This is a genomic window from Pseudogemmobacter sonorensis (genome assembly GCF_042762395.1).
Classification (GTDB): Bacteria; Pseudomonadota; Alphaproteobacteria; order Rhodobacterales; family Rhodobacteraceae; genus Pseudogemmobacter; species Pseudogemmobacter sonorensis.
In genome coordinates, this window is record NZ_JBEFZE010000020.1 from 40,266 (window position 1) to 64,147 (window position 23,882).

Annotated in this window: 23 protein-coding genes and 1 pseudogene; 13 read left to right on the forward strand and 11 right to left on the reverse strand. The window is 66.6% G+C overall.

The features are described from left to right. The first annotated feature begins 18 nt into the window (after positions 1-18). Entirely contained in the window at positions 19-855 is an 837-nt protein-coding gene (locus ABNX41_RS14195; RefSeq protein WP_438670385.1) for an intradiol ring-cleavage dioxygenase, read from the forward strand. 7 nt (positions 856-862) lie between these two features. Next, complete coding sequence (locus ABNX41_RS14200; RefSeq protein ID WP_438670386.1) at positions 863-1,195, forward strand: hypothetical protein; 333 nt, start codon at positions 863-865, stop codon at positions 1,193-1,195. A 6-nt stretch (positions 1,196-1,201) separates the two neighbouring features. Here the strand turns inward: ABNX41_RS14200 and ABNX41_RS14205 are convergent, their stop codons facing one another. Then, a complete protein-coding gene (locus ABNX41_RS14205) occupies positions 1,202-2,152 on the reverse strand; it encodes a LysR family transcriptional regulator (RefSeq protein WP_438670387.1) in 951 nt (316 codons plus the stop codon). An 88-nt stretch (positions 2,153-2,240) separates the two neighbouring features. On the opposite strand from ABNX41_RS14205, the gene ABNX41_RS14210 reads away from it, so the two are divergent. Together ABNX41_RS14210 and ABNX41_RS14215 are read left to right on the forward strand one after the other, a co-directional pair. Beyond that, positions 2,241-3,314 (forward strand): maleylacetate reductase, encoded by a 1,074-nt coding sequence (locus tag ABNX41_RS14210; RefSeq protein WP_438670388.1) that lies wholly within the window; start codon positions 2,241-2,243, stop codon positions 3,312-3,314. Between the two features lie 52 nt (positions 3,315-3,366). Further along, a complete protein-coding gene (locus ABNX41_RS14215; protein WP_438670389.1) occupies positions 3,367-5,124 on the forward strand; it encodes an FAD-dependent oxidoreductase in 1,758 nt (585 codons plus the stop codon). A gap of 158 nt (positions 5,125-5,282) precedes the next feature. On the opposite strand, the gene ABNX41_RS14220 is transcribed toward ABNX41_RS14215, so the two are convergent. From ABNX41_RS14220 to ABNX41_RS14230, 3 genes are read right to left on the reverse strand one after another with little or no spacing between them, the layout of a single operon-like run. After that, positions 5,283-6,086 carry an SDR family NAD(P)-dependent oxidoreductase gene (locus tag ABNX41_RS14220; protein ID WP_438670390.1) on the reverse strand — a complete coding sequence of 268 codons (804 nt, stop codon included), beginning with the start codon at positions 6,084-6,086 and terminating at the stop codon, positions 5,283-5,285. Positions 6,087-6,109: 23 nt separating this feature from the next. Next, a complete protein-coding gene (locus tag ABNX41_RS14225) occupies positions 6,110-6,898 on the reverse strand; it encodes an SDR family NAD(P)-dependent oxidoreductase (RefSeq protein ID WP_438670391.1) in 789 nt (262 codons plus the stop codon). Positions 6,899-6,900: 2 nt separating this feature from the next. Continuing rightward, on the reverse strand, positions 6,901-7,710 hold the full coding sequence (locus ABNX41_RS14230; RefSeq protein WP_438670392.1) for an N-acyl homoserine lactonase family protein: 810 nt from the start codon (positions 7,708-7,710) through the stop codon (positions 6,901-6,903). 172 nt (positions 7,711-7,882) lie between these two features. Here ABNX41_RS14230 and ABNX41_RS14235 point away from each other — a divergent pair, with 172 nt between their 5' ends. Both ABNX41_RS14235 and yihU read left to right on the forward strand, forming a co-directional pair. Further along, the gene (locus ABNX41_RS14235; protein WP_438670393.1) at positions 7,883-8,293 is read left to right on the forward strand and encodes a carboxymuconolactone decarboxylase family protein; all 411 of its coding nucleotides are present in this window, start codon (positions 7,883-7,885) and stop codon (positions 8,291-8,293) included. Continuing rightward, on the forward strand, positions 8,209-9,249 hold the full coding sequence (yihU, locus tag ABNX41_RS14240) for a sulfolactaldehyde 3-reductase (RefSeq protein ID WP_438670394.1): 1,041 nt from the start codon (positions 8,209-8,211) through the stop codon (positions 9,247-9,249). Before ABNX41_RS14235 ends, yihU begins: the two co-directional genes overlap by 85 nt. A 253-nt stretch (positions 9,250-9,502) precedes the next feature. On the opposite strand, the gene ABNX41_RS14245 is transcribed toward yihU, so the two are convergent. Together ABNX41_RS14245 and dctP are read right to left on the reverse strand one after the other, a co-directional pair. After that, on the reverse strand, positions 9,503-10,186 hold the full coding sequence (locus tag ABNX41_RS14245; RefSeq protein ID WP_438670395.1) for a GntR family transcriptional regulator: 684 nt from the start codon (positions 10,184-10,186) through the stop codon (positions 9,503-9,505). Positions 10,187-10,332: 146 nt separating this feature from the next. Continuing rightward, positions 10,333-11,352: a TRAP transporter substrate-binding protein DctP gene (gene dctP / locus ABNX41_RS14250; RefSeq protein WP_438670396.1), complete on the reverse strand. Its 1,020-nt coding sequence runs from the start codon at positions 11,350-11,352 to the stop codon at positions 10,333-10,335. A gap of 179 nt (positions 11,353-11,531) precedes the next feature. Between dctP and ABNX41_RS14255 the strand changes: the two genes are divergently transcribed. The 3 genes from ABNX41_RS14255 (at position 11,532) to ABNX41_RS14265 (ending at position 15,953) form a co-directional block, all read left to right on the forward strand. Continuing rightward, complete coding sequence (locus ABNX41_RS14255) at positions 11,532-13,634, forward strand: TRAP transporter large permease subunit (RefSeq protein WP_438670397.1); 2,103 nt, start codon at positions 11,532-11,534, stop codon at positions 13,632-13,634. 82 nt (positions 13,635-13,716) lie between these two features. Then, a complete protein-coding gene (locus ABNX41_RS14260) occupies positions 13,717-14,619 on the forward strand; it encodes an NAD(P)-dependent oxidoreductase (protein WP_438670398.1) in 903 nt (300 codons plus the stop codon). Then, positions 14,616-15,953, forward strand: a complete 1,338-nt coding sequence (locus tag ABNX41_RS14265; RefSeq protein WP_438670399.1) for an MmgE/PrpD family protein — start codon at positions 14,616-14,618, stop codon at positions 15,951-15,953. Before ABNX41_RS14260 ends, ABNX41_RS14265 begins: the two co-directional genes overlap by 4 nt. Positions 15,954-16,283: 330 nt before the next feature. Here the strand turns inward: ABNX41_RS14265 and ABNX41_RS14270 are convergent. Then, positions 16,284-17,199, reverse strand: a pseudogene (locus ABNX41_RS14270) (IS5 family transposase). 30 nt (positions 17,200-17,229) lie between these two features. Here ABNX41_RS14270 and ABNX41_RS14275 point away from each other — a divergent pair. Further along, on the forward strand, positions 17,230-17,376 hold the full coding sequence (locus ABNX41_RS14275) for a ClbS/DfsB family four-helix bundle protein (protein ID WP_438670400.1): 147 nt from the start codon (positions 17,230-17,232) through the stop codon (positions 17,374-17,376). 141 nt (positions 17,377-17,517) lie between these two features. Here the strand turns inward: ABNX41_RS14275 and ABNX41_RS14280 are convergent, their stop codons facing one another. From ABNX41_RS14280 to ABNX41_RS14295, 4 genes are read right to left on the reverse strand one after another with little or no spacing between them, the layout of a single operon-like run. Beyond that, positions 17,518-17,748, reverse strand: a complete 231-nt coding sequence (locus ABNX41_RS14280) for a hypothetical protein (protein WP_438670401.1) — start codon at positions 17,746-17,748, stop codon at positions 17,518-17,520. Between the two features lie 26 nt (positions 17,749-17,774). Next, complete coding sequence (locus tag ABNX41_RS14285) at positions 17,775-18,437, reverse strand: HAD family hydrolase (protein WP_438670402.1); 663 nt, start codon at positions 18,435-18,437, stop codon at positions 17,775-17,777. After that, on the reverse strand, positions 18,434-19,918 hold the full coding sequence (locus ABNX41_RS14290) for an FGGY-family carbohydrate kinase (RefSeq protein WP_438670403.1): 1,485 nt from the start codon (positions 19,916-19,918) through the stop codon (positions 18,434-18,436). The genes ABNX41_RS14285 and ABNX41_RS14290 overlap by 4 nt, the downstream gene beginning before the upstream one ends. 33 nt (positions 19,919-19,951) lie before the next feature. Next, positions 19,952-20,821 (reverse strand): DeoR/GlpR family DNA-binding transcription regulator, encoded by an 870-nt coding sequence (locus ABNX41_RS14295; protein WP_438670404.1) that lies wholly within the window; start codon positions 20,819-20,821, stop codon positions 19,952-19,954. Positions 20,822-21,065: 244 nt separating this feature from the next. Between ABNX41_RS14295 and ABNX41_RS14300 the strand changes: the two genes are divergently transcribed. From ABNX41_RS14300 to ABNX41_RS14310, 3 genes are all read left to right on the forward strand, one after another. Further along, the gene (locus tag ABNX41_RS14300) at positions 21,066-21,866 is read left to right on the forward strand and encodes an SDR family NAD(P)-dependent oxidoreductase (RefSeq protein ID WP_438670405.1); all 801 of its coding nucleotides are present in this window, start codon (positions 21,066-21,068) and stop codon (positions 21,864-21,866) included. 68 nt (positions 21,867-21,934) lie between these two features. After that, positions 21,935-23,038 carry an ABC transporter ATP-binding protein gene (locus tag ABNX41_RS14305; RefSeq protein ID WP_438670406.1) on the forward strand — a complete coding sequence of 368 codons (1,104 nt, stop codon included), beginning with the start codon at positions 21,935-21,937 and terminating at the stop codon, positions 23,036-23,038. 3 nt (positions 23,039-23,041) lie between these two features. Continuing rightward, a complete protein-coding gene (locus ABNX41_RS14310) occupies positions 23,042-23,842 on the forward strand; it encodes a carbohydrate ABC transporter permease (protein WP_438670407.1) in 801 nt (266 codons plus the stop codon). Positions 23,843-23,882 lie beyond the last annotated feature (40 nt).

A 23,882-nucleotide genomic window follows, 5' to 3' on the forward strand; every position in this document is an offset into this window, starting at 1 on the left:
TTTTGAAGGACAGGGATCATGAGCTATTTCACCGAAGCCAATTCCACCGAAACCGTGAACGGGCGCATCGGCCCGGGCACCGATCCGCGGCTGGCCCGCGTCATGTCCAGCCTGACCCGGCATCTGCACGATTTCGTCAAGGACGTCGCCCTGACGCCCGAGGAGTGGGAATATGCCATCGGGTTCCTGACCCGCACCGGCCAGATCTGCTCGGGCGAGCGGCAGGAGTTCATCCTGCTCTCGGACACGCTGGGCGTGTCGATGCTGGTGGATGCGATCAACAACCGCCGCCCGGAAGGCGCGACCGAGAATACCGTCTTCGGCCCCTTCCATGTCGAGGGCGCCCCGATCCGGGCCATGGGCGACAATATCAGCCTGGACGGCAAGGGCGAAAGCTGCCTGTTCGAGGGGCGGGTGCTGGATCTGGACGGCAATCCGATCGAGGGCGTCACCGTCGATGTCTGGTCCGACAATGCCGACGGCTATTATGACGTGCAGCAGCCCGGTATCCAGCCGAAATGGAACAACCGGGGCCGGTTCATCACCGGACCGGACGGGCGCTATGCCTTTCGCGGCATCAAGCCGGTCAGCTATCCGATCCCCGATGACGGGCCGGTCGGGCAGATGCTGGGGCATCTGGGGCGCCACCCTTACCGCCCTGCGCATATGCATTACCTGGTCACCAAGCCGGGCTGGCAGAAGCTGGTCACGCATACCTTTGTCGGCGGCGACGAATACCTGACCTCGGACGCGGTCTTCGGCGTGAAGAACAGCCTCGTCGCGCGCTACGAGCGGCTGGAGGGCGCCGAGACCCTGTGGCGCTCGCCCTTCGATTTCATCCTGGTTCCTGCCTGAGGCCATCATGCCCAATGTGAAGATCTATGTCGACGAGGCGGCGTTCGAGGCGGTGCGGCAGGAGATTGCCGCACGGCTGCCCGATCTGCGGACGATGTTGTGCGACCGGCTGGCGGTGGCTCCGGCCGCCTGCCAGTTCGCGGTGCTTCCGGTGCTGGCGCTGGCCGATCAGCCCCGCATCAACACCGAATTGCATATCTTGCCCCATGCCAGCCGCAGCCGGGCGCGCCTGCAAGAGGTGGCGGCCGAGATCCGGGCCATTCTGGGGGCGGCCAGCGGGTTGAGCGTGGCGGTCCGCATCGCCACGCTGGACGCGGCCAGCTATGTGGCGTTGAAATGACCGCCCTCAGCCCCGTCGCCGGGTGATCTGCTGGTCATGATCCATGCGTTCCTGCAATCTCCGGCACTCGGCCAGCAGAAATCCGGTAAGCTGGCGCACCGCGGGCGGCGCCTGCCGGTCGGTCACGCTCAGGATGCCGAGCTGGCGTTCGGCATGATCGATCTTCAGCGGCAGCGCCTCCAGCGGGATGGTGCGCCGCGACAGGAAGACCACCGAATAGGGCAGCACGGTCAGCGCATCCGATCCGGTCAGCACCGACTGGATCGACGCCAGCGTCCCGCCCGAGAAATTCACCCGGAAATCCTCTTGCCCGATGCTTTTCAACGCGCGCTGAAGATCGCGATACAGCGGGCTGTTGGCGGGCGGCGCGATCCAGGCATGGGGCGCGATGTCTTTCAGCGTGATCGCCTTGGTGCGGGTCAGCGGATGCCCCGCCCGGCAGGCGATGACGTTGTTGCCGGACAGCAACGGCATGAAATCCAGATCCGGCGGCACCTGCCCGGGGTGCAGCGGCAGGATGGCGACATCCAGCCCGCCATTGCGCAGGCCCGCCTCCAACTGCTCGAAATAGCCATAGGACTGGTCGATCTGCACATCGGCATGCCGCGACTGGAATTCCGCGATCATCGAGGCCACGACCCCGTCCATGAAGATCGGCGAGCCGCCGACCCGCAACCGCCCCGCCAGGCCCTGCCGGAAGCGATGCACCAGAAGGCTGGCCTCCTTGTTGGCGGCATGGATGCGGGCCCCCAGGCGGGCAAGGCTCGCCCCCAGCTCGGTCGGGCGCAGGGGGCGGCGGCCCGGCTCGAACAGCGGCAGGCCGATGCGCTCTTCCAGGAGCGCCATGGAGCGCGAGACCGAGGGCTGCGACTTGCCAAGCGCATCCGCCCCTTCGGTCAGGCCGCCGCGTTCGACGATCGCGGCCAGAATCTCCAGATGTTCGCTGTCCAGCTTCATGCCTTAAAGGCATATAATAACGGGCTGATCCGATCAATATCTATGTTGCTCGGCGCTAGATTTCAGGTCGATACAGGGGAGGAACCCGATGTCCTTTTTCCGTGATGCGTTCACCGCGCATAGCGCCGCCGTGCGTGTGCGCTTTGGCGCAGGCGTCCGCTCCGCCGTGGCGGAAGAGATCGACGCGCTTGGCGCGACGCGGGCGCTGATCCTGACCACGCCGCATCAGGCGGCGATGGCGGATGAGTTCGCCGAACTTTGCGGGCCGCGCGCGGTCGGGCGCTATACCGGGGCCGCGATGCATACGCCGGTCGATGTCTCGGAAGAGGCCACTATGCTCGCGCGCGACTTGCGGGCCGATGTGCTGATCGCGGTCGGCGGCGGGTCGACGACGGGGCTCGGCAAGGCCATCGCGCTGCGCACCGATCTGCCGCAGATCGTGGTGCCCACCACCTATGCCGGGTCCGAGGCGACCGCCATTCTGGGCCAGACCGAAAACGGGGTGAAGACCACCCAGACCAGCGCGAGGGTCCAGCCCGAGGTGATCCTTTACGATGCCGAACTGGTCACCAGCCTGCCGGTGGCGATGACCGTGACCTCGGCGCTGAACGCGATGGCCCATGCGGCCGAGGGGCTTTACGCACGCGACCGCTCGCCCCTGTCCTCGCTCATGGCGGTGGAGGGGTTGCGGGCCTTCCGCGACAGCCTGCCCAGGGTCATCGCCCGGCCCGAAGGCGTGTCGGGCCGGGGCGAGACGCTTTACGGCGCCTGGCTTTGCGGCACCGTGCTGGGGCAGGTCGGCATGGCGCTGCACCACAAGCTTTGCCACACGCTGGGCGGCAGTTTCGATCTGCCGCATGCCGAAACCCATGCGGTGATCCTGCCCCATGCCATCGCCTTCAACGCGGGCGCGGTGCCGGATCTTCTGGCGCCGGTCGTCGATCTGTTCGGCCATGGCGATGCGGGCCTTGGCCTATGGCATTTCGCCAGGGACGTGGGCGCGCCTATGGCGCTGCGCGATCTGGGCCTGAAGGAAAGCGATCTGGACCGCGCCGCCGATCTCGCCTCGGCCAATCCCTATTGGAATCCCCGTCCGGTGACGCGCGAGGGCATCCGCGCGCTGTTGCAGGCGGCATGGGCCGGGCAAGCGCCGACGCTTTGACATCATGGCCGGGCGGGAGGCCCGGCCCCATCGACCAAACGGGAGGAAACCCATGGCAGACATGAGCACGGATGTGCTGATCATCGGCACCGGGCCTGCGGGCTCGGCCACGGCGGCGCTGCTGTCCAGCTACGGCATCGCCAACATGGTGGTGAACCGCTACCGCTGGCTGGCCAATACGCCGCGCGCCCATATCACCAACCAGCGCACCATGGAGGTGCTGCGCGACCTGGGCCGCGAGGTCGAGGACGAGGCCTATATGTTCGCCAGCCATCAGGACCTGATGGGCGAGAACATCTTCTGCGAAAGCCTTGCCGGGGAAGAGATCGGCCGGATGAAGGCCTGGGGCAACCATCCGCTGTCGCGGGCCGAGCATCTGATGACCTCGCCCAGCCGGATGAACGACCTGCCGCAGACCTATATGGAGCCTCTCCTGTTCAAGACCGCCTGCCAGCGCGGCACCCAGGCGCGGATGTCGACCGAATATCTGCGCCACGAACAGGATGCGACGGGGGTGACCACCACCTGCCTCGACCGGCTGTCGGGCAAGGAGATCACCATCCGCTCGAAATATCTCGTGGGCGCCGATGGGGCGAAATCGCTGGTGGCCGAACATGCCGGCCTGCCCTTCGAGGGCAAGATGGGCGTCGGCGGCAGCATGAATATCCTGTTCCGCGCCGATCTGACGAAATACGTCGCCCACCGGCCTTCGGTCCTTTACTGGGTCATGCAGCCCGGCGCCGATGTGGGCGGCATCGGCATGGGACTGGTGCGGATGGTGCGGCCGTGGAACGAATGGCTGATCGTCTGGGGCTATGACATCAACGGCCCGGAGCCCGAGGTGACGCCGGAATTCGCAACCGGCGTGGCGCGCCAGTTGATCGGCGACCCGGATCTGGAGATCGAACTGCTTTCGGCCAATGTCTGGACGGTGAACAACTATTACGCCACCCGCACCGCCAACGGCCGGGTGTTCTGCATGGGCGATGCGATCCACCGCCATCCGCCGTCGAACGGGCTGGGCTCCAACACCTCGATCCAGGATGCCTTCAACCTGGCCTGGAAGCTGGCCATGGTGCTGAAGGGGCAGGCGGGCGCGCGGCTGCTGGACAGCTATGACGCCGAGCGCGCGCCGATCGCAAAACAGATCGTCACCCGCGCCAACCAGTCCATCGCCGAAACCGGGCCGATCTTTGCCGCCCTTGGCATGGCCGAGGGGGTCAGCCCCGAGCAGATGCAGCAGAATCTGCAGGCCCGCACCGAAGGCACGCCCGAGGCCGAGGCGCAGCGCGAAGCGGTCCGCAAGGCGATCGCCTTCAAGAAATACGAATTCGACGCCCATGGGGTCGAGATGAACCAGCGCTACCGCTCGGGCGCGGCGGTGACGGACGGGCAGATCGAACCGGCCTTCCAACTGGATGCCGATCTGCATGCCCAGCCCACCACCTGGCCGGGCGCGCGCCTGCCGCATGTCTGGCTCTATCGCCATGACACCGGGGCCGAGGTGTCGACGCTGGACCTTTGCGGTCATGGCCGCTTCACCCTGCTGACCGGCCTGGGCGGAGAGGCCTGGGCAGAGGCGGCGCAGGCGGTGGCGGCGGATCTGGGGCTTGAGCTGGCGGTCCATGTCATCGGGCCGCGTCGGCCGCATGTCGATCACAGCGGGGAATGGGCGCGCCTGTCGGAAATCCGCGACGACGGCTGCCTGCTGGTGCGCCCCGACCACCATGTCGCATGGCGCGCCACCGGCATGACTGCCTCGCCCGAGGCCGATCTTGCCCGGGTCCTGCGGGCGGTGCTGGACCGCTGAAGGCCGGGGGCTTCGGCCCCCGCCTCGCCGCAAGCGGGATTGCTCGGACCATCATCATTGCAGGCCGGGCCCCGATCACCGTCGCGCAGATCGTGTCGCGCCGGTCGGGCAGGCGCGGCGGAACCCTCCGCCAGCGCAGGCCAGGCGGCAGCCGCAACTCAGCCCCTGGCGCCGATTCTCGCGCCCGGCTGATCGCCCGCGGTCACGCCGCCGTCGATCACGAAGGACTGGCCGGAGATCATCGCCGATTCGTCCGAGGCGAGGAAAACCGCCATCGCCGCCACCTCGTCCGGGCGGATCATCCGGCCCAGCGGCTGATAGGCCGCCAGGGCCTGGAACCGTTCCTCGACCTCGTCGGGATAGTAGCGCTGCAGATAGCCTGTGACGAAGGGCGTCTCGACCCGCGCCGGGCATATGCAGTTCGAGCGGATGCGGTCATCGACATAATCGATGGCGATGGCGCGGGTCATCATCACGATGGCAGCCTTCGAGGCGCTGTAGGCGAAGCGTTCATGCATGGCATGCACCCCCGCCAGAGAGGCCATGTTCAGCACATTGCCGCCACCGCGCGCGATCATGCCGGGCAGGAAGCCGCGTGTGACCTGCAAAAGGCCGCGCATGTTCACCGAATAGACCAGGTCCAGATCCTGGGGCGCGGTGTCAAGCAACTTGCCGATGCGGATCGCGGCGGCATTGTTGACCAGCACATCCGGGCCAAGACCGGCGGCCTCAAGCCGTTGGTTCAGCGCCGAGATCATCGCGTCATCGGTGACGTCCAGCGCATGCGGATACAACCGCCCCGGCATGCCTGCGGGCAGGGCGGCGGCGGCGGTCTCAATCGCTGCGAGATCCCGGTCCGTGGCGATGACGCGGGCGCCTTCGGCCAGAAAGGCCGCGACCATGGCCATGCCGATGCCGCCCGCCGCCCCGGTGATCAGGCAGGTCTTCCCATCCAGTCTCATCGCATCCCCTCCCTGGGTCCGTCTCACAGCGCCGACCATCCGCCGTCGATCGGCAGGGTCGCGCCGGTGATGTCCTGCCCCGCGTCCGAGCAGAGAAATCCGATCAGGGCCGCGACATTGCCGATCTCGACGAAGCGGCGCGTCGGGTTGCGGCCAACCAGATAATCGGCTTCGGCCTCGGCTTCGCTCTGGCCCGCAGCCTGGGCCAGCCCCGCGATGCGCGCGGTGATCGCCTCGGTCGGCACGGTGCCGGGGGCGACGGCATTGCAGGTGATGCCGGTTCGGGCCAGTTCGATCGCAAGGGCGCGCGTCATGCCCAGAAGCGCGGTCTTGGTGGTCACATAGTCGATCCGGCTCTCGGCGCCGCGCTGGCCGTAGATCGAGGACATGTTGATGATGCGGCCCCAGCCCTGCGCCTTCATCCCTGGCACGAAGGCCCGGGCGAAATGAAAGGCCGAGGACAGGTTGACCGACAGGGCGCGGTTCCATTCCTCGGGAAGAAATTCCTCGACCGGCTTGAAATGGCGGATCACCGCATTGTTCACCACGATGTCGCAGCGCCCGAAACGGCCGAGAACCTGATCGCACAGCGCCTCGGTCGCGGCCTGATCGGCAAGGTCGGCGCCGGAATGCCAGCTTTCCACCCCGTGATCCCGGGACAGCGCGGCGGCCATGGCCTCGCCCTCTCGCGCCGGGGCCAGCCCATGTATCACGACGCGGGCGCCGCGCGCCGCCAGGGCGTTTGCCACGCCGTAGCCCAGCCCGGTGGTGGAGCCGGAGACAAGGGCCGTGCGCCCCTCAAGATCGCGCATGTTCACAGCTCCCTCGGGGCGACATCCAGCCGCACGACCCGCCCGGCCAGATGGGCGGCGGGCGGCGGGTAGAGATCCATCACCAGCGGATCGTGGCCCGGGATGATATGGTCGTCGCTATCGGCCAGCCGACGCAGGGTGGCATAGCCGTCCAGAAGGTCGCCGACATGATAGACCGCAGGGAACGGCCGGTTGTTGCGGTAATTGGCGTAAAGGTGGGTCGCGTCCGAGGCTATGACCACCCAGCCCCGCCGCGTCCAGACCCGCGCCACCTGCAAGCCGTCGGAATGGCCGCCGGTGCGGTGCAGGGTCAGCCCGTCGGCCAACTGGCTGACATGGTCGTGGAAGCAGATCCGCCCGGCGTAGTTCAGCCGGACAAAGCCCACCACATCTTCGACGTCGAAGGGATGGCGCAGGCTGGCATGACACATGCAGGGGCCGGTGGCATAGCGCGCCTCGTCCGCTTGCAGATGGAAGCGCGCCGATCCGAAATCGCCCAGCGTGCCGGCATGGTCGTAATGCAGATGGGTCAGGATCACCTCGTCCACCCGCGCCGCATCGATCCCCAGCAGCGCGATGCCCTCGGCGGGCCGGATCTCCAGGCTGCGCCCGCGCGCGGCGGCGGCCTCGGGGCCGAAGCCGGTGTCGATCACGAAGCAGCGGTCCGACCGGCGCGCGACCCAGACGTAATAGAACAGGTCCGAGCCCTGATCGTGCAGATCCGTGCCGTCAATGAAATTGTCCGCGCCCCGCCGCCCGCTGTGACGGGCGTAGCGGATGGCGAAAAGTTCGAATGGTTCGATTGCCGTCATCGGGGCAGGCCTCCTCTCCTGCAAGATCCTTGTCGGCGCGAACATGGCGGATCCAACCATACTGTCAACACAGCATACGATAAGATGATACTACAATATTGACCAGGGCAAGGGATTGCGGGATATTGTATGACGATTTGGCAATAATGCCATTGGAATGGCAGGAGAAGACATGACACGTCACCCCGACCTCACAGGTGAGCGCTTCGAAAAAGGGATCGAGATCAGGCGCGACGTGCTTGGCAGCGCCTATGTGGACCGTTCGATCGCCGCGGCGACGGATGTCACCGCCCCCCTGCAAAAGCTGGTCACCGAATATTGCTGGGCCGAGGTCTGGGGCCGCCCGGGCCTGGCGCGCCGCGACCGCAGCCTGCTGAACCTGGGGATGCTGATTGCGATGAACCGCCCGCATGAACTGCGCATCCATCTGCGGGGCGCCATCCAGAACGGCGTGACCCGCGAGGAGATCATCGAGGTCGTGCTGCAAAGCGCCATCTATTGCGGAGTTCCGGCCTCGCTGGATGCGATGCGGGTGGTGACCGAGACCTTCAAGGATCTGGACGGCGAGGCGGCCCGGGACTGAACCCGGACCACAGGGAGGAGAGAGGGATGACAGTCGGATTCATTGGCCTGGGCACCATGGGGCTGCCCATGGCGATCAATCTTGTGCGGGCGGGGCTTGAGGTCACGGGTTTCGACCTTGCGCCCGATGCGGGCGCCCGACTTGCGGCCGAAGGGGGCAAGGTGGCGGCCTCGGCCGCGCAGGCGATGGCAGGCGCGGCCTTTGTGGTGACCATGCTGCCCACCGCCGCGCATGTCGAGGCAGCATTGCTGGGCGACGAGGACGCGCTCTCGGGCGCGCCGACCGATGCGGTGGTGATCAACATGTCGACCATCCTGCCCGAGGAGACCGAGGCCCTGGCGGCCCGATTGGCGGCCAGGGGGCATCGGCTGGTCGATGCCCCGGTCGGACGCTCGGCGCTGGAGGCGGCGCGGGGGGCGCTGCTGATCCTGGCCTCGGGGACGCCCGACGACCTTCAGGCCGCAAAGCCGCTGTTCGACGCGATGGGCAACAAGACGCTCGATTGCGGTGCGGTCGGCAACGGCTCCCGGGTCAAGGTGATCAACAACTTCATGGGCATCTCGCTGAATGCGCTGACCGCCGAGGTGCTGACCCTGGCCGAGGCGTCGGGGCTGGATATCCGGCTGGCGCTGGATGTGATGCGCGGCACGATCGCTGGCCTTGGCCATATGCGGGTGACCTATCCGAACAAGGTGCTGAAGGGCGATCTTGAGGCGGGCTTCCCGGTGGATCTGGCGCATAAGGATCTGGTGCTGGCGCTGAATCTTGCCGCGCGGGTCAATGCGCCGGTCTTCATGGGGGCCGCGGCGCTGCAATCCTATTCCGTCACGCGCGCCGATGGCCGGGGGAGGCAGGATTACACGGCGGTCTATCCGGTGCTGCGCGCTCTGGCCGATCTGCCCGACGCCATTCCCTACGACCCCTCGCAGGACAAGGAATACAATCCCTTCGCCTGAGACGCCGGGAGCCTTCTCCCCGATCAGGTCGGCCCCGGCCCGGTGCTCCTCCGGGTCGGGGCTTCTTTTTGCGACAGGCAAGACGGCAGGCGGCCGGATGGTCGCGGTTGCCAGCGAGGCGCTTGTACGCCGCGATTGACGGGCGATGGAGGCGCGCCGCCACGAGTGATCCGGCAATCGACCGCGTCCACGCCGAGGGGGCCTCGCCCTCCCTCATCGGTCCGCCCGAGGTTGGGCGCCCCTTGCGGTGGCCTCATTCCAGCGTGCGCAGCGCGATCTGGGCGGCGGCGCGGACATGCTCGACCGCCAGCTTGCGGGCGGCCACCGGGTCACGCGCGCGTAGCGCATCGACCAGATCCTGCAATTCGCGGGCGCTCTGTTCGGTCCTGCCCTCGGCCCCGAGCGAGGTGGCGCGCAGAACAGTGACCCGAGAGTTCAGGAGCCGCAGGCTGTCCCCCAGGGCGGCGTTGCCGGTGCCCGCGATCAGGCTTTCATAAAAGGCGTTCTTGGCGCGCAGGCGCGCCAGGGCATCGTCGCTGCCAGCCTGATTGCGTAGCAGGTCCAGCGCCGCCTGCAACAGGCCAAGATCCTGGTCGTTGGCGTTTTCGGCGAACAGTTCGGCGGCAAGCCCCTCCAGCTCCGAGCGCACCCGGTAAAGATCGGCGGCCTCCTTGCGGGTCAGGGTGGCGACCACCGGGCCGCGATGCGGCACGACCTCGATCAGCCCCTCGGATTCAAGCTGCCGCAGCGCCTCGCGCACAAGGGTGCGGCTGACGCCGGTCGTTTCGCACAGCAGCCGTTCGGGCAGGCGGGCGCCGGGCTTGAAATGCCCAATGGCGATGGCGTGGCGGATGCTTTCCGTCACGCTGTGGCGCAGCGGGGCCGCGACACGCTCGACGCGCATGTCCGGGAAGGGGCTTGGCGGGGACTGCGACATTTCTCGGTTCATGAATTACCTGGCCAATATGCTGGCATGTCACACTATCTGACAAGCGTACAAAATGTCAAAGCTGGCCCAGCGGCAGTGCCGGGCCAGCCCAGTCGGGCAGGGCGCAGGCGGACCCGTGCCGGATGCCGCGTCGTTTACTTGCCCAGGGCCTCGCGAACCTGCTGGACATAGGCCTCGCCATCGACGCCAAGATCCTTGGCGGTCGCATACCACGAGGCATAGGCCGGGTCGGCATAGGACTCGGCTGCGGCGGCTGCCTTCAGATCGTCCGGGGCGACCCAGAGTTCGGAACCCAGGCTTTCAACCTTGGCCACGGCGATATCGACATAGGTCTGATAGGTCGAGAAGGCCTCGTCCTCCAGTTCGGCCAAGGCGGCGGACATCTGCGCCTTCACGTCATCGGGCAGTTCGGCCCAGGTGTCCTTGTTGACCAGGATCACCCAGCCGGTAACCGGCGACATCGCCCAATCCTGCACATGCGGGGCCACGCGCGGCAGTTCCATCGCCGCTCCGACGCAGATCGAGGTGAAGCCGCCGTCGATCACGCCGCGCTCCAGCGCTGGCACCATTTCCGAGGTGGGCATGGGCACCGGCAGGCCGCCAAGCGCGCTGAGCAGCTCGGCCGTTTGCGGGTTGTGGATGCGGATGCGCTTGCCCTTGAAATCCTCGACACTATGGATCGGGGTCTTCGAGAACAGCGCGGTCGGGCACCAGGCGCCGTCGGCCAGCATCTCGGCGTTCCAGCGCTCGCCCCAGATGGTCTTGACGTCCTCGCGCCAGAAGGCCTCGCGCACCTGGACATATTCGTCGATATTGTTGATCAGGCCCGGCAGGTTGAAGATGCCCATGCGGGGCTCTTCGGCCGAGATATAGGTGTGCAGCGCGGCCGACATCGGCAGGCGGCCGTCGCGCACCGCGCCGGCGACCTGGTTCGGCGCAACCAGCGAATCGCTGACCGTGATGGAGACGCGGCCGTCGGTGGCCTGGTCGATCCGCTCGGGCAGGCCCTGCGTCATGGCGGTATAGACATCGCCAGGAGAGGTGATCACCCCCATGGTCAGGTCGAATTCCGCCTCTGCCATCACGGGCATCGCGGCGACAAGGCTGACGGCAACCGCGCCGAACAGACGGCCGAGGCCGATTTGATTGGTCATAGTCCTCTCCTCCTCAGGAAACTTCTCCACAGGCGCGGTCCGTGCGGCAGGTTTGCCAGACCGTATGCCTGTATCCTCATTCTACCAGCATACGATAACACAATCTATTGTCTGTCAAGTCGCCAGCGTGCTATCAGGGCGGCAACGCCGGGGCCCGAGCCCCGTTGAGGGAGGAACATATGAACATGGAAAGCACGGCGCCGACCGGGGACGAGGGGTTCGAGCCCTCGACCGACATGGCGAGCAACCGGCCCGCGGAGACGGGGCTGACGGACGGCATCTTCCTGCGCGTGACCGACGGCCTGACCCGGGCGGCCGGTTTTCTGGGCGCCGTCACCCTGGCCTTCATGACGCTGATCGTCATCTACGAAGTCGTCATGCGCTCGGCCTTCAACATGCCGACGCATTGGGTGGCCGAGATCAGCATCTATGCCTTCGTGGCGATGGCCTTCATCGGGCTGGCGGTCAGCCAGCGCGAGAACGCCCATATCCAGGTCGAGATCCTGATCGACAACGTCTCGAAGGACAACCGCCGCACGCTGGAACTTGTCGGCCTGTGGCTGAGCCTGATCTTCGTCGCCGTCACCGGCTGGGAGATGTTCTGCTTCACCGTCTCGGAATATGTGAACGGCACACGGGACTGGGGCCTGCTGGCCACGCCGCAATGGATACCCGAGACGCCGGTGGTGCTGGGCTATGTCCTGTTCATGGCCGCGCTGCTGCGCGATATCGTGCGCAAGACCGCGCCGGAGCAGGCCTGGCGGCAATATGCGCTGCCGGTGCTGATTGTGGCGATCCTGGCCGGGCTGGTGCTGGTGGGCCTCAGGGACCAGCGCGTTTTCGGCACCCGGATCGACTGGGCGACGCTGATCCTGATCGGGGGCATCCTTGTGGGGGCCTTCACCTGGAGCGGCCTTCGCATCGGCCTTGCCACGCTGGGTGTGCTGGTGCTGATCGGCGGGGCTTTCTGGCTGTCGCTCTCGATGTCGTCGCTGTGGACCGGGCTGATCCTTGTGGCGGCCCTGCTGGGCCTGCTGCTGATCGGGGTGCCGGTCGGCGCGGCGATGGGGATGATCGGCCTGCTGGGCCTTCTGTTCATGGTCAGGGCGCCGCAACTGCCCATCCTGGCCGACAGGTCCTGGTCGGCGATCAACTCCTTCACGCTGACCGCCGTGCCGACCTTCGTCCTGATGGGGGCCTTCCTGGTGCATTCGGGCGTCACCGTGCGGCTGTTCGACATGCTGGTGATCTGGCTGGGCCGCACACGGGGCGGGCTGGGCCACGCCACTGTGGGCGCTTCGGCGGTGTTTGCCGCCGTTTCCGGCTCCAGCCTCGCGACCGCCGCCACCCTGGGCCGCGTCGCCGCGCCCGAGATGGTGGGCCGGGGCTATTCCAACCGCCTGACCTACGGTCTGGTCGCGGCGGGGGCCACGCTGGGCATCCTGATCCCACCCTCGATCGCCATGATCATCTACGGCAACACCGTCGGCGCGCCGATCACCGTCCTCTTCGTCGCGGGCATCGTTCCGGGGCTGCTGCTGGCGGCGCTGTTTTCCTGCGTCGTGCTGGTCTGGTCCTTCGTCTCGCCGCAGGACGTACCGCGCGGCGAGGCCTATCCGATGCGCGACAAGATGCGCTCGCTGGTGTCGGTGCTGCCCTTCCTGGCGCTGATCTTCGCCGTTCTCGGCTCGCTCTACTTCGGCATCGCCACCCCGACCGAGGCAGGCGCCGTGGGCGCGGGCGCCGCCTTCCTGCTTTGCGTGCAGCAGGGCCGCATGACGCCGAAAGACCTCTACCGGGTGCTGTATGACACGGTGAAGGTGACCTCCTTCATCATGCTGATCGTGATCGGCGCCTCGATCTTCGGCTGGGTCTTCGACTTCCTGCGCCTGCCGCGGGCCATGGTGACCGCCGTCACCGATGCCCAGCTTGCGCCCTGGATGGTGATGGTGGTGATCTGCATCTTCTACCTGGTGCTGGGGATGTTCGTTGAATCCATCTCGATGATGCTGATGACTCTCTCGGTCACCTATCCGATCATGATGGCCATTGGCGTCGATCCGATCTGGTTCGGCATCGTGCTGGTGATCCTGGTCGAAATCGGGCTGATCACCCCGCCGGTCGGCATCGTGCTGTTCATCCTGCGCGGCATGAGCGGCGCCCCCCTGCGCGAGATCATCATGGGGACGATTCCCTTCATCCTGCTGATGCTCGGCTTCATCGCGCTGCTCTATGCCTTCCCCGAGATCGTCCTGTGGCTGCCCCAGAAGATGGGCGGCTGAGGCCGTCTTCCCCTGGTCTCCGGGCAAGACCTGCGCCCGGGGGCCGTCTTTCCCCCGACCCCGACAGAACGGAATGAGCGACATGTCCCTTCCCCTTGGATTCATCGGCATCGGCCGCATGGGCAACCCGATGGCGCGGCGCCTGCTGGCGGCCGGGCACGATCTTTGCGTCTTCGATCCCAGTGCCGCCGCCATGGCGCAACTGGCCGAACATGGCGCCATCGCGGCGGTCTCGCCCGCCGAGGTCGCCTCGAAGGCGCAGATCGTGCTGCTGTCGCTGCCCACGCCCGATATCGTCCAGAACGTGGCGCTTGGCGCCGAGGGGCTGGTCGCGGGCAAGGGGGTGCGCATCGTTGTCGACCTTTCCACCTCGGGGCCGCGGGGGGCGGCCGCGCTGGCCGAGGGGCTGGCCGCCCATGGCATCGCGGCGGCCGACAGCCCGGTCAGCGGCGGCGTCGCCGGGGCCGAGGCCGGGAAACTCTCGTTGATGACCGCCTGCCCCGGCCCGGTCTTCGAGGAGATCCGCCCGATCCTGGAATGCTTCGGCCGGGTGAACCATGTCGGCGAACGCCCGGGTCAGGCGCAGTTGATCAAGGTGATCAACAACCTCATGTCGGTCACGGCGCTGGCGATCGCCTCCGAGGGCTGCGTGCTGGCCCAGAAGGCCGGGCTTGATCCCGCCAGGCTGATGGAGGTGGTGAACACCGGCAGCGGCCGCTCGAACGCCTCCGAGGACAAGATCCCGAAATATGTGCTGAACCGCAAATTCGACTTCGGCTTCGCGCTGGGGCTTTCCGCCAAGGATGCGCGGCTGTGCCTGGACGAGGCCGAGGCGCTTGGCGTGCCGATGATGGTCGGCAGCGCCGCGCGGCAGTTGCTGCTGGCCACCAAGGGCCAGTTCGGCGAGAACGGCGACCTGACCGAGATGGTCCGCACCATCGAGACCTGGGCCGGGGTCGAGGTGATGGGCGGAACCGCGGGATGACGGGCGGCGTCTCGGATGCGCTGGCGAGTTTCGCCGCCGGCGCAGTCGCCGTGCCCGAGGCCGCGATTGCCGAGGCGAAGCGGTCGATCCTGAACGGGCTGGCCACCGGGCTGGCGGGCAGCGCCGACCCGGAAACCCTGCCCGCGCTGCGGTTGGCGGAACGCTTCTGCGCCACGCGCGACTGTGGCCTGATCGGCCGGGTGCCGCGTCTGGACGCCCTCGGCGCGGCCTTCGTCAATGCGCTGACGATCAATGTCCATGACTTCGACGATACCCATCCGGGCACGATCCTGCATCCCACCGCCCCGGTGCTGCCGGTGCTGCTGGCCCTGTCCGAGATCATGCCCGTCGGCGGTCGCGCTTTCCTTGAGGCCTTCGTGATCGGCGTCGAGGTCGAATGCCGGATCGCCAATGCGGTCTCGCCCGGGCATTATCGGCGCGGCTGGCACATCACCGCCACCTGCGGCATCTTCGGCGCGACGGCGGCGGCAGGCCGGATCCTTGGACTGGACGCTGCGCGGATGCGCCATGCCTTCGGCATCGCCTCGGCGCAATCCTCGGGCCTTGTCGAGACCCTGGGCACCATGGCCAAGAGCATCGGCGTGGGCAATGCGGCGCAGAACGGCCTGCGGGCCGCGTTCCTGGCTCAGGACGGGATGCAGGGGCCCGCCCTGCCGCTGGAAGGCCCGCGCGGCTTTCTGCGCGTCACCTGCGAGGCGCCCCGGGCCGAGATCCTGGCCGAGGGACTCGGCGAAAGCTGGGAGATCCTGCGCAACACCTACAAGCCCTATCCCTGCGGCGTCGTCCTGAACCCGGTGATCGAGGCGGCGCTTGAGATGGCGGCCGAGGGCATCGGAGCAGAGGGTCTGGCCCGCGCCACGGTCATCGGCCATCCGCTGCTCGCGGATCGCGCCGACCGCCCCGAAATCCGTTCCGGGCGCGAGGCGCAGGTCAGCGCGCAGCATGCCGTCGCGGTTACGCTGCTGCGCCGCGCGGCGGGCCTGCCCGAGTTCTCGGACGCGGCGGTGGCCGATCCCGAGGTTGCGGTTTTGCGCGCCAGGGTCGGCGTGCTGCGAGAGCCCGCCATGCCGGTCGGCGCGGCCGAGCTTGTGCTGGACTATGCCGATGGCCGCCGCCACAGCCGCCTGATCGCTGCAGCGCGCGGCGACAGCTCCCGTCCGCTGACCACGCCCGACATCAAGGCCAAACTGGCGCGTCTGGCCGCCGATGCCGCGCCGCTTGTCGACGTGGAAACCCTGATCGCCACATTGGAGACCCTGGCAGCCAGCGACGATGCCTCGGACCTGATCCGCGCCTGCCGCCCCGCAGCTTGATCCGTGCCGGGGCAAACGATTAGCCCGCCGCCAGGACCCTGGCGGCGCCGATGGCGCAATCCGCCTCTAGGATCCACTGGGCGATATTTCAGCGACGGGCAAGGGAAAGCCGCCTTGACTCGCTGCGCGCCCTTGCCCGCAGAGGAAAGGCGGCTTCGGTATCAGGCCAGGCCGCGGCATCTCGGTGGCGTTGCCGCGCAAGCGCCTTGCCGCGAAATCAACCGGGATTCGTCGCGGCCTGCGGAATTATCGTGACGGCGCCCTTGCTTTGCCGTGGGCCTTGTTGCGCAATTCGGATTGAGGCGGCAGGTCTCCCTTTCCCGGCCATCTTCAGCGCATTCGGACAGTCTCGGGCGTGCCGAGGGATGTGAAGCGGTTCATGTGGAGCAGGTGAACGCCATTGGTTCGAGAGAACCCGCGACCCGATGCGGATCTGAACCTCTGCATGCTGCCTGTCGAAGTCTCTGGCCATGATGCGCTCGCCGAGGAATTCGAGGCATCTCATCCTGGCCTCCACGCGGGGCTTCGCCGATGATATCCGGACCATTTCTTCCAGTTGGCCCGGCCGAAGCGCTTGCAGGCGCGCAGGGCCTCGTTGCGGGCCTGCAGGCCGGGATGGTGGCCCTTCCAGGCCCTGGCATTGCGTCGTGGTGGCATGATGGCATCGGCGGTGACACTGCCGATCCGCTCTTGCATCGGGATCTGCGCCAGCAGGCCGGGCGGAACGGGCGCATCGCCGATGCGGTTGCTGGTCATCTCGACGGCGCGCACCTCGAGCGTTTCAGCATCGATACCGATGTGGATCTTGCGCCATTGCCTGCGGCGGCTGGCCCCATGCTTGCGGACCTGCCACTCGCCTTCGCCCGAGAACTTGATGTCGGCGCTGTCCACCAGCAGATGCAGCGGCCCGGATGCCGCAAGATACGGGATCTGCACCTTCAGGTGCTTCTGCCGGCGGCAGAGCATCCGTGTCGTCCGGCACGGACCAATCGAGCCCGCTCAGAGCCGGCAGGCTCTCCACGAACCCTGTCGTCTGCCGCAGTGGCAGCCCGAACAGAACCTTGATCGAGAGGCAGAACTGAATGGCCGCCATCGAAAACCCCTCTGGATGACCTGCCTTGCCGCTCGGGGCCGCGAACCATGACATCTGCGGGTCAAGCCATACCAGCAGCAAGCCGCGGCGCTTCAGAGCCTGGCCGTAGCTGGACCAGTTCGTCGTGCGGAAAAGGAGGACGGGCTTGCTCATGCAGTCAATCTAACCCGCTGACCCACAAACATGATTCCGCAAGTCAGAGGGATAGCGCAACAAAGCCAGCCGTGGTATGGCAAGTGGACGAAGGGCCGGATGATCCAGTTCAACAGCACCTCGCCATACGCCAATGCGCGGGGGCGGATCCGCAAATGGCTGCGCGATACCGCCTGATCTCTTCCGCAGCCGCCCCGCAAGCCTGGCGCTGAAGATCAGTCAGAAGCTATGACCATCGAGAACAGGGAGGCAGCCGGGATCTTCAATTGGTGTATGGGTGATTTCTCATTGCATGATTGCTGGCTATTCCCGCCCCCCTCACACCATCCCGCGCGCCCTGAACCAAGCCACCTCATCGCGGATCGTCTGGGCTATCGGGCGGAAAGTCACACCCAGTTCATCGCGTGACTTCGCCGGATTGAAACGGGTGCGCTCTGCCTCCGCGCGCATGGTGCGCACGGTGGCGAGGCTCAGCGGCGCCCGGCGTCTGGTAATGTGCGCCACCACCTCCTGCAGGGCTGCGATCGGCCAGAGCACCGTAACCGCCATACAGCAACCGCCGCTTTGCGCGCCGGTTACTCGAGAAGGACGGGCGGTTTCGGTTGCAGGTGGAGAATGTCGTCAAGACGGGTGATATGGAAATCAACCGGCGCGGAGCTGTCCGGGCGAAGCGGGGCGAGCAGCGCCACCGACAGTCCTGCCGCGCGGGCAGCCCTGGCGCCGGTAAGGCTGTCCTCGACCGCAAGGGTCCGAGCGGGATCGGTCCCGGCCAGCGCTGCCGCCCGGAGATAGGGTTCGGGCGCCGGTTTTCCCTCACCCACATCGTCAAGCGAGACACTGGCGCTGATGATCCCCGCAACCCCGAGCATCGCGAGATTGGCATCGACCACCGCGCGGGCCGAATTCGAGGCGCAGACCTGCCGGACGCCAAGGGCGTCCAGCGCCCGGATCACGGCCGTCGCACCGGGGATCTCGACCAACCGCCCTGCCCCGGCTGCGTAGTGATGGTTGATGCGCCGGTAAAACTCGGTCTCATCGGCACCGGTCGGCAATCTGGAGCGCAGGGCCTGCCAGACATCTTTCAGATGCACCCCGACGAAAGCTGTTTCCGGCAGGGGGCTCAGATCCGCCCCAAATTCGGCGGTGGCCGCCAGCAGCGCGCGATGATGCAGCGGCTCGCTGTCGACCAATGTGCCGTCGATATCCCAGGCAACCGCCTGCCAGGCAAAGCCGCTCACGATTGCGACCCGGCGATGCGGCGGTAGAAGTCGCGGAAAGCGGCATAGCCCCGGTCATAGACCTCGCGATGTTCGGGACCTGGCGTGAAGATCCGGTCGCGGCTGGTGAAGGCGGTGATCCCATCCCACCGTGCCGCGCCAAGCCCCACCGCCGCCGTCCAGGCCGCACCGAGGCAGGAGCCGGGATGCCCGCCAAGCCGCTCCAGCTTCTGGCCAAGCACATCGGCGACGATCCCCATCCAGACCGAGGATTTCGCCCCGCCATCCGAGACCATGAACCGCGTGGTCGGATGGCCGATCGCGTTGAAGGTCTCGATATGGTGGCGGATCGCATAGGCGTAGGATTCCAGCACCGCGCGCCATATATGGCCCAGGTCATGCGACAGCGTCAGCCCATTCAGCGCGCCCCGCGCGGCAGGGTCGTGCAGCGGCGTCTTCTCGCCCAGGAGATAGGGCAGGAAGGTCAGTCCCATCGCTCCCGCAGGCCGTTCCGCAGCCATGGCGTCAAGCGCGGCATGGCGCGATCCGTTCAGCGGCTCGATCCCGTCCGCGAAGGTGTCGACAAACCAGTTCAGCACCGAGCCGCCGGTCGACATGCAGCCATTCGGCATCCAGAGCCCGGGGATCAGGTGATAGTCCAGGAACAGGCGCGGATCGGGGTTCAGCATTTCGGTCGCGGTCAGGATATCGACCGCCCCCCCGAATTTCAGCAGCACATCGCCGCCCTTGACCACGCCCGCGCCCAGGCAGGAGGCGATCATATCCGCCGCACCGCCGACCACCGGGGTGCCCGGCGCCAGCCCGGTGGCGGCTGCGGCCTCAAGGGTGACGCGCCCGAGCACCGCCGAAGACCCAATCAGCGGCACCAGCAGATGCGGCGGGATGCCGGTCAGCGCCGCCTGGGGCGGATCGATCCTACCCGTCGCGACCGCGACGATCCCGGCCTCCAGCGCCCAGTTCTGCTCGACGGCCGCCACACCTGTAAGGCGGAAATTGATATAGTCGTAAGAGCCGAGCAGCATTCTCGCCCGCGCCAGCACCTCCGGCTCAAGGCGTGCCAGCCAGCGGATCTTCGCGCCCACAAGCTGCTGGTTCACGCCGCAACCGGCGGCTTTCAGGAAGGCCGCCTCGTCGATCTCGCGCCGCATCTCCTCGACCTCGGCCCCCGCCCGGCCGTCGCTTTGCTGGATCGAACGGCGCAGGACCTGGCCCGCCTCGTCCAGCAGTACGGTCGCGGGCAGCATCCCGGCGACGCCGATCCCGGCAATATCCGTGGCGGAAAGCCCCGACAGCTTCAGCAGCTCCGGCACGAGCGCGCGGCAATTCGCCCACCACTCCGCCGGATCCTCTTCGGCCCAGCCCGGCCTCTCGGCGTGAAGCGTCACCGGGCGCGAGGCCAGCGCCAGCACCTCGCCGCCGGTGTCGATCAGGATGCCGATGGTCGAGGTCGTGCCAATGTCGAGGCCAAGAAAGACAGTCATTCAGGGGGTCCGTTGCGGCAGGTTTCACAAGGGTCAGGCGACGATCACCCGCACCCCGGCCCCCTCCAGCACGGTGGCCAGATCGGGAGGCGGGGCGGCATCGGTGATCAGGGTGGAGATTTCCGAAAGCGAAGCGATCAGCACCGTCGAGACCCGGCGGAACTTGGTGCTGTCCAGCAGCAGCACACGCTCGCCCGAGCGCTGCAGGAAAACCGACTTCACCGCCACTTCCTCGGGCGAATAGTCGAACACCCCCTCCGAGGTCATGCCCGACGCGCCCAGCAGCGCCACGTCGAAATAATAGCGCGAAAAGCCATCGACCGCATCCTTGCCGGTCAGCGACATCTCTTCGGCGCGGATCAGACCGCCGCTCATATAGGTGGAGATCCCGGCCCGGGCCATCACCTGACCGACGCGCAGGCTATTGGTGAAAGCGCGCATCTGCGGGGCGGGACCCGAGGCCACGATGGCGCGCGCGGCGGCGAGGACGGTGGTGCCAAGATCGAAGGCAAGCGCATTGCGCCCCGCGACATGGCGGGCGGCGGCGGCGGCGATCCTGGCCTTGCCAGCGGCGTTTTGCCGGGCGCGGGCCTCGAAAATCGGCTCGATATCGTCGATCACGGTCAGCGGGCCGCGTGTGAGGCCGACGGCACCGCCATGCACCCGCTCCAGCAGGCCGTCGCGCTCCAACTCCGCCAGGTCGCGCCGCACCGTCATATCCGATACGCCAAATTCGCGGGCGATTTCGGTCACGGTGACAGAGCCGCCCTGGTTCAGCCTTTCGAGGATCCGGGCCATGCGCGCCTGCGCCGGAGCGCGGGGCGCAGGCGGGCTGCTGGCAGATTCGGCGTCCGGCAGACCGGTGGGCGTGGCGATCGCGATCATTTGTTCGGGCTGCATCATGTCCTGGCCTGATCCGTTTCTGGGGCGGGGTTCGCCTGATCTTCCCCGGCCAGTATCACATCGCGCCAGGACTCTCCTGGCCTTTTCGCTACTGCACGTCCCATACCTGCCGGAACAGAACGGGTTATATCATTAATTCGATCAAATCGAAACGCATAATGCGCAAGTATCAAACACATTCAAACATTTTTCTTGCGCAGGATGAAAAGATTTGTTTGGATCCTTTCGACAAAGGGGATTCCAAATGCGTGCAGACCAACTGGCCGAACAGCAACATCCGGGCCTGAACGGCAAGCGGGCTTTCGTGACCGGGGCCGCGACGGGGATCGGTTTCGCCATAGCAAGGGCGCTGGCGGCGCAGGGTATTTCCGTGGTGATCGCCGACCTCAACCTTGAGGCGGCGCAATCCGCGGCCGCCTCGCTCGGCGTCGGCCACCATGCCGTCAGGATCGATGTGCGCGAGCGCGACTCGGTGCAGGCGGCCTTCGATCAGGCGCTGGCGCTGGTCGGCGGGATCGAGATCTGCATCGCCAATGCCGGGGTCTCGACCATGCGGGCCGCCACCGATCTGTCTGACGAGGACTGGGATTTCAACATGGATGTGAACGCGCGGGGAGTCTTCCTGACGAACCAGATCGCCGCGCGCCACTTCATTAAGGAAAATAAAGGTATTATCGTCAACACCGCCTCGCTGGCCGCCAAGATCGGCGCGCCGCTTCTGGCGCATTACTCGGCCTCGAAATTCGCGGTGGTTGGCTGGACCCAGGGCCTCGCCCGCGAGCTCGCCCCGAAAGGCATTCGCGTGAACGCCGTCTGCCCGGGCTTTGTACGCACCTCGATGCAGGAGCGCGAAATCCTCTGGGAGGCAGAGCTGCGCGGCATGACACCCGACGAGGTGCAGCAAGATTACATCCGGCAGACGCCGCTTGGCCGGATCGAGACGCCCGAAGATGTCGCCGGGGTCGTCATCTTCCTGTGCTCGGATGCGGCGCGCTTCATGACGGGCCAGGCGATCAATGTGACCGGCGGGGTCTATACGACCTGACCTCCCCGAATGTTCGACTTTGTGTTTTTCTGCAGGACCTGACATCAACGCCCGCGAATGAGGCTCCTTTGAACGCGATCACGCTCGACAACATCAGCCGCGATTATGGCAGCGGCCTGTTCGGGGTCAGGGATGTCTCCCTCACCATCGGAGAGGGCGAGTTCATGGTGCTTCTGGGGCCTTCGGGCTGTGGCAAGTCCACCACCCTCAGGATGATCGCGGGGCTTGAGGAGATCACCGCGGGCCGGATCCGCATCGGCGCGCGCGACGTGACGGAATTGCCGCCAAGGGACCGCAATGTCGCTGTGGTATTCCAGAGCTATGCACTCTACCCGCATATGTCGGTGCGCGAAAACATGCGTTTCGGCATGAAAATGCGCGGCACGCCGATCGTCGAGCAGGACCGGCGCATTGCCGAGGCGGCTGCGATCCTCGGCCTTGCCCCCTATCTCGACCGCAAGCCCGGCGCGCTGTCCGGGGGACAGCGGCAGCGCGTGGCGCTTGGCCGCGCCATGGTGCGCGAGCCGGACGTTTTCCTGATGGATGAGCCGCTCTCCAATCTCGACGCCAAGCTGCGCGGCGAGATGCGCCAGGAACTGGTGAAACTGCATCGCCGCCTGGGCAAGACCATGGTTTTCGTCACCCATGACCATGTCGAGGCGATGACCATGGGCGACCGGATCTGCATCATGCGGGACGGGCATATCGAACAAGTCGGCGCGCCCCTGGAGGTGTATGCCAACCCCGCCAATACTTTCGTGGCGCAATTCCTCGCCTCGCCTGCGATGAACCTGATCCCGGCCAGCCTGAGCGGTGGTGCCTCGGGCCTGTCGATCACGGCAGGGCCGGTTTCCGGTCCCCTTCCCGCCGCCCAGGCGAAGCTTTACGCCAGGGCGGCGGCCGAGCCTGCGACGCTTGGCCTGCGTGCCGAGGATATTCTGACCGCACCGAAGCCCGGCACCCTGCCGGTGACCGGCACCGTGGTGATGCGCGAGGCGCTCGGAGCGGAAAACCTGATCGGGATCGAGACGGCGGAAGGCCTTGCGCTTTCGGCCCGCACCGAGCGGCATTTCCTGCCCGCCCTCGGCGACCGGATCACGCTTCACGCCGATATGACGCAGATGCACCTGTTCCGCGCGGCGGATGGCGCGGCTTGGCAGAGGCGGGACTGAGCAATGGTCCGGCGTATCCTCTCGCATATGGGCCTGATCCTCGCCTGCCTGATCGTGCTTTTGCCGATCCTGTGGGTGTTCAGGACATCACTGGTGCCCGAACACGCCTCTTATTCGACCGAGATTTTCCCGGCGGTGACGCTCGACAATTATCACGCGCTGTTCGTCGAGAAGAATTTTGGCCGCAACTACCTGAATTCGCTGATTGTCGCGGTGATGTCGGTGGTCTTGTCGATGCCGCTGGCGGCGATGACGGGCTATGCCTTTGCGCGGTTCCGCACCGGCGGGCGTTTCGCGCGTTTCGCAACGCTGGCAAGCCAGATGCTGCCGCCGGTGGCGCTGGCGCTGCCGGTCTTCATGCTTTACCGCGTGACCGGGCTGACCAATTCGCTCACCGGCCTCGTGCTGGCCTATGCCGCGCTCAACCTGCCCTTCCTGACCTGGATCCTGATGGGCTTTTTCGAGTCGATCCCCGAGGATCTGGAAGGTGCCGCGATGACCGATGGCGCTACCCGCTGGGGGGCCTTCTGGCGGATCGTGCTGCCGGTCGCCGCGCCGGGGATCATGGCGGCGGCAGTGCTGGGCTTCATCCTCTCATGGAACGAGTTCCTCTTCGCGCTGATCCTTGGCGGATCAAAAACCGCGACGGTGCCTGTGGCGCTTGCCGCGCTGCAAACCTCGAACGGGGTGCAGATCAGCCAGGTCTCCGCCGGTGTCTCGCTCGCCATCCTGCCGCTGCTGATCGCGGTGCGCTTCATCCAGAAATACCTGGTGCAGGGCCTGTCCTTCGGCTCGGTCAGGTAATGCCATCCCATACGTCCACCCAAGAAGACAAAACCTGAAA